Raw genomic sequence first — 5,632 nt, 5'->3', positions numbered from 1 at the left:
TTGCCCGAGCACATGCCAGTTTTGATCTAGTAAAATGAGGGGTAACAACGGTGGATACGCTGTTTTGGCAGGCGGCTTTTCTGGGGCTGGTGGAAGGGCTGACGGAGTTTCTGCCGGTTTCCTCCACCGGGCATCTGATTCTGCTCGGCGATTTGATCGGCTTCCAAGGCCCGCCGGGCAAAGTATTCGAGATCGTCATTCAACTCGGCGCGATTCTCGCCATTGTCGTGCTCTATTGGCGCAAACTGTTCGGCGTGCTGCTGGCCGCGCCGAACGATAAAGCCGCGCAACGCTTCATTCTGGTGATCCTGCTGGCCTTCCTGCCCGCGATGGTGATTGGGGCCGGGGCGCATGGCTTCATTAAGAGCGTGCTGTTTTCACCCTGGGTCGTCTCCATCGCCCTCATCCTGGGCGGCATCGCCATTTTGGTGATCGAGGGGCGCGGCACCGAAGAGCGCTACCATGATATCGCCGAGATGCCGCCGAAAACCGCGCTGACCATTGGTTTTATCCAGTGCCTCGCCATGATCCCCGGCGTCTCGCGTTCCGGGGCGACCATTCTGGGGGCGCGGCTAATGGGGCTCGACCGCAAGACCGCCGCCGAGTTCAGCTTTTTCCTGGCGGTGCCGACGATGGCCGCCGCCACGGTCTATGATCTCTATAAAAACTGGTCGCAGCTTTCCTTCGAGGGCGGGGCGGTGATCGGTGTCGGCTTTGCGGTCGCTTTCCTGACTGCGCTTCTGGTCGTGCGCGTCGCCGTCGGCTTCATCGCCCGGCACGGTTTTACCCCCTTCGCCTGGTATCGCATCGCTTTGGGCGCGCTGATGCTGGGACTGTTGATTGCCCGCTAGGCGATGAGCCCGCCGCCCGACCCGTGGGGCATATTGATGGCCGCAGCCCAAGCGGGCGATGCAGCAGCCTATCGGCGCTTGCTGACCGAGATTCTGCCCTTCGTGCGCGCTCTGATTATCCGCCAAGTGGGCCGGGCCGACGAGGATGCGGCGCAGGAAGCGCTGCTGTCGCTGCATCTGGTGCGCCACACCTATGATCCAGCGCGCCCGTTCAAACCCTGGCTCGCCGCCATAGTCCGCCATCGCCTGCTGGACGAGCTGCGCCGGATTAAGCGCCGCTCGGCCAAAGAAACCACCGTCGATGATTTCGATGTAACCTCGAACCGACTGGTAACGAATAGCGATCAGGAAGCCGTGGATGAAGTGCAAGCCTTGCGGCATGCGCTGGATCAACTTCCCGAAGCGCAACGCCAAGCCATCGTGCTGCTGAAGCTTCAGGATAAGTCGTTAGCGGAAGCGGCTCTGGAAATGGGTACGAACATCGGCGCATTGAAAGTCTCAGTCCATCGGGCGCTCAAACGCCTGAAAGGGCTGATGGGGGGCGAATAACATGGACAGCACCCATCTGATCGATTTGCTCAGCACCGAGCTTGCGCCGGTCAAACGCTTGCGCCCGCCCGCCGTGCGCGCGCTGATTTGGCTGGGGGCGGTTACGCTGTTCTTAGGGATCATTATCTGGGTTAGCGGCCTGCGCCCCGATCTTTCGATGCAGATGGAAAAAACCCGCTTTATCGCCGAAACCGCCGCGATTTTGCTGACCGGGATCATCGCGGCCTTCGCGGCCTTTCGTGCAGCCATTCCCGGTGCCCCTAGTTGGACGCTCCTAACGCCCCTCCCCACGCTATTGCTTTGGTTGCTGTTCCTGGGAAAAGGCTGCCTGGATGATCTGGACAGCGGGCGCTTCGCCTGGAGCATTTCCACCCATTGCCTGCAACAAATCGGCTGGACCGGGCTGGTTTCGGGCGTGCCGATGCTGGTGATGCTACGCTGCGCCGCGCCCTTACAGCGGGTGCCGCTGGCCGTGCTGGCCGGTCTCGCCTCGGCCTCGCTCGCCGCCTTCGCTATGAGCCTTTATCATAGCTACGATACCAGCGTGATCGTGCTCATCAGCCACGGGCTGATTATCAGCGGCTTGGTGGTCGGCTTCGGGGTGATGGGGCCGGCGCTGCTGACGCGGCGGTTTCGTCTCCAGCGCTAGAAACGCGCGCGCTTTACGTATGACCGCCTCCCCATCGAAAGACGGTTGACCCGTGCGCCCCTGCCCGCCTATCGTCGCCCCCATGAGCTTTCAGACGGCCCCCTCCCTGTTCCTGCTGCCGACCCGTTCCGGGGCGCAGGATACTGCTGGCCTTCTTCTCGCGCTTCGACTTATCGGCGGCTACCGGCCCTAAGGCGGCCATCCGGTAGCTGTAGGCGGGCCGCGCGCACCCTCCCCATGCCGTTTAGGCCGATTTCAGAGACCTTAGGAAAATCCGATGAAGATCGACGCTGCGACCAAATATCGCCCGTTCCAACCCATTAACCTGCCCAATCGCACCTGGCCCGACGCGCAAATTACCAAGCCGCCGATGTGGTGCTCGGTCGATTTGCGCGACGGCAATCAGGCGCTGATCGAGCCGATGGGGCCGGAGCGCAAACTGCGCATGTTCAAGGCTCTGGTGGCGATGGGCTTTAAGGAAATCGAAATCGGTTTCCCGGCGGCCAGCCAGACCGATTTTGATTTCTGCCGCCAGTTGATCGACGAAAACCTGATCCCCGATGACGTGACGATCCAGGTCTTGACCCAAGCCCGCCGCCCGCTGATCGAGCGGACGTTCGAGGCGATTAAGGCTCGCGCCGCGCTATCGTCCATCTCTACAATTCCACTTCCACGCTGCAACGGCGCGTCGTGTTCGGGTTGGAGAAGGATGGGATCAAAGCGATTGCCACCGAAGGCACCCAGATTGTGAAAGATCTGGTTTCGAGCGTGCCCGAAACTGAGGTGGTGTTCCAATATTCGCCGGAAAGCTTCACTGGCACCGAAATCGATTATGCCGTCGAAGTCTGCGATGCGGTGCTGGACGTGTGGCAGCCGACCGCGACCCATCGGGCGATCATCAATCTGCCCGCCACGGTGGAAATGGCCTCGCCGAATATTTACGCCGACCAGATTGAATATTTCTGCCGCCACACGCGCTGGCGCAAAGAGACGATCATTTCCCTGCATCCCCATAACGACCGGGGCACCGGCGTTGCCGCTGCCGAACTCGGCATCATGGCGGGCGCGGACCGGGTGGAAGGCACTTTGTTCGGCAATGGCGAGCGCACCGGCAATGTCGATGTCGTCACCTTGGCGCTGAATATGTTCACCCAGGGCGTCAATCCCGCCCTCGACCTGTCGGACATTAACGAGTTGGTCCGGGTTGCCGAATATTGCAATCAACTGCCCGTGCATCCGCGCCACCCCTATGCGGGCGATCTGGTGTTCACGGCTTTCTCCGGTAGCCATCAGGACGCGATCAAGAAGGGTTTGGAGGCGCTGAAACGCTCCAATTCCGGCGAATGGGAAGTGCCCTATCTGCCCATCGACCCGTCGGACGTGGGCCGCAGCTACGAAGGCATCATCCGCGTCAATAGCCAGTCGGGCAAAGGCGGCATCGCCTATCTGCTCGAAGCCGATTATGGCGTCACGCTGCCGCGCCGCCTGCAAATCGAATTCTCGCAAGTGGTCCAGCGCGTGACCGACGCGACCGGCAAGGAGCTGTCGGCGGGGAATATTTGGGACGTGTTCGATAGCGAGTATCTGAAAGCCATCGACCCGGTCGAATTCCTCTCGCACACAACGGTGCCGGACGCCCACGCTTCGGAAGTCCGCCACCTGACGGCAACCATTCGCCATAAAGGCGTGGAAACGACCATCAAAGGCAGCGGCAACGGGCCGATCGACGCCTATTGCAGCGCTTTGCAAAGCCTGCACGGCATCGAGATTGATCTGCTCTCCTACAGCGAACAGGCGACGGGACGCGGGCAGAACACCCAGGCCGTTGCCTATATCGAATTGAAAACGGCGGAAGGCACCATCTGGGGCGTCGGGGCCGACCGCAATATCGTCACCGCCGCCTTGAAAGCCGTCACCTCGGCGGTCAATCGGCTGCTGAAAGCGTAAATCGGCGTAAGGTTAGGGGAAGAGCGATGCTTCCCCTAGCGCTCCTCAGGGTTCCTTCTGCTATAACATCCCCATCGGGCGTTGCGCTTTAGGAGCATCATGGGCCAAAGGGCGGGCAAGCGTGGATTTGGCTGGATCATTCTGCTGGGGCTTTGCCTGCTGCTTGTCGGCGCGGCGTTGCTGGCACCCCGCTGGATCGACTGGACCCAATATCGCGATGAACTGACCGATCTGATCGGCGATGTTACCGGGCGGCGCGTGGCCATCGACGGCGACGTGCGTCTCACCTTGCTCCCCACCCCCTCTTTCCGCGCCGAAGAAGTTCGCCTGGGGGAAGCGGCGGGCGAGCGTTCGCCGATTTTCCTGCGCGCCGATGCCATTCAGGCCGATCTCGATTTAGGCGCGCTGCTCGTCGGCACCATCCGCGTCGCCTCCTTGCGCATCGACCATCCGGTAGCGGAATTTCTCGATCTGCCGACGGGCACCGATTTCCTGGGCTTCGGGCGCGCGACGCTGGAGCGGGTGAGTATTCTCGACGGCGAAATCGGCTCCCCCCTGATGGATGCGGGCGACCGGCTGACCGGGATCGAGGCCGATCTGACCTTCGGCAAACTCGGCGATGCCCCGCGCCTCACCGCCACCTTCCGGCACCGCACGCTGCCGTGGCGGCTCGAAGCGTCGCTAGGCCGTGCCCTTACCCTGCAAGTCGGTCCGCGCGGCGGCGGCCCCAGCTTACGCCTCACCGGCATGCTGGCGGAAGACGGCGGCGCGCGCTTTCTTGGCAAGCTGAAGGGCGAGGGCAACCGCGCGACCGAGCTTGCCCATCTGCTCGGCTTCGGCGTGCCCAAACCGGCGGACGGGCGCTTTGCCCTCGATGCCTCGGTCGATCTCACGCCCGACGGGCTGTCGCTGCACGATCTCAGCCTCGCGCTCGGCGATCAGCGGCTGGCGGGGAACCTTGCGCTGGCCTGGACCGATCATCTCACGTGGCAGGCCAGCCTGCGCACCGCGCGGCTCGATCTGGATGCGCTGCGCGCCCCGTGGCAAGCACCGCTGGTGCCGCGCGCCGATTCCTCCATTCCCGAAGGCCGCTTGACCCTCGCCGCCGACGCGGTGGAGTGGCGCGGCGGGGTGCTGCGCCAAGCCCGCGTGAGCGCCGCCTGGGCCGATGGGATCGTCACCCTGCCCGAAGCCGCCGTGGTGCTACCCGGCGGCACCGATATTGCGCTGAGCGGCGCGGTTCTACCCGACGAAAACTGGCGCTTTGCCGGGCGCGGCGAGTTCGGCGGCGACGATCCCCGCCCGGCCCTCGTCTGGGCCGGGCTCGATCCGCGCTGGTTTCCGCGCGGCGATCGGGTTCGGCGGATAAGCGGCACACTCGCCCTTTCTGGCGACCGCGATAGCCTTGTCGCCGACCATCTCGACTTGAGCTTCGATAATAGCCGCCTGACCGGGGCCTTACGCCTCGAAGGCTGGGATCACCCCAATGTTACCGCGACCCTCGCCGCTGACCGGCTGCCGCTCGACGCGCTGACGCCGCAAACGCCTTGGGGCGACTTGCTGGCGGGCGACGGCGGCTTTGCCGGGCTGAAATCCTTCGACGGCACCCTCGCCCTCACCATCGGCGAAACGGTGC

Annotated in this window: 4 protein-coding genes and 1 pseudogene; all 5 read left to right on the top strand. The window is 63.2% G+C overall.

What is annotated here, in order from left to right:
• Window positions 1-50 precede the first annotated feature (50 nt).
• Window positions 51-851, top strand: a complete 801-nt coding sequence (locus tag VZ95_RS06925; RefSeq protein WP_045775205.1) for an undecaprenyl-diphosphate phosphatase — start codon at window positions 51-53, stop codon at window positions 849-851.
• A gap of 36 nt (window positions 852-887) precedes the next feature.
• Entirely contained in the window at window positions 888-1,400 is a 513-nt protein-coding gene (locus VZ95_RS06920) for a sigma-70 family RNA polymerase sigma factor (RefSeq protein ID WP_052711558.1), read from the top strand.
• A gap of 1 nt (window position 1,401) precedes the next feature.
• A complete protein-coding gene (locus VZ95_RS06915; RefSeq protein ID WP_045775203.1) occupies window positions 1,402-2,049 on the top strand; it encodes an NrsF family protein in 648 nt (215 codons plus the stop codon).
• A 277-nt stretch (window positions 2,050-2,326) separates the two neighbouring features.
• Window positions 2,327-3,996, top strand: a pseudogene (gene leuA / locus VZ95_RS06910) (2-isopropylmalate synthase).
• A gap of 99 nt (window positions 3,997-4,095) precedes the next feature.
• Window positions 4,096-5,632 (top strand): AsmA family protein (locus tag VZ95_RS06905; RefSeq protein ID WP_045775202.1); only part of this gene is annotated, 1,537 nt, incomplete at its 3' end.

Origin of the sequence: Elstera litoralis, assembly GCF_000963705.1 — a bacterium.
Taxonomy (GTDB): Bacteria; Pseudomonadota; Alphaproteobacteria; order Elsterales; family Elsteraceae; genus Elstera; species Elstera litoralis.
The sequence above is the reverse complement of the archived record's forward strand: the minus strand, read 5'-3'. Positions and strand labels throughout refer to the sequence as shown.

Bases quoted from the DNA above. Each gene is read 5' to 3' on its own strand.
- VZ95_RS06920 (WP_052711558.1), top strand. From the start codon at position 888: ATGGCCGCAGCCCAAGCGGGCGATGCAGCAGCCTATCGGCGCTTGCTG.
- VZ95_RS06915 (WP_045775203.1), top strand. From the start codon at position 1,402: ATGGACAGCACCCATCTGATCGATTTGCTCAGCACCGAGCTTGCGCCG.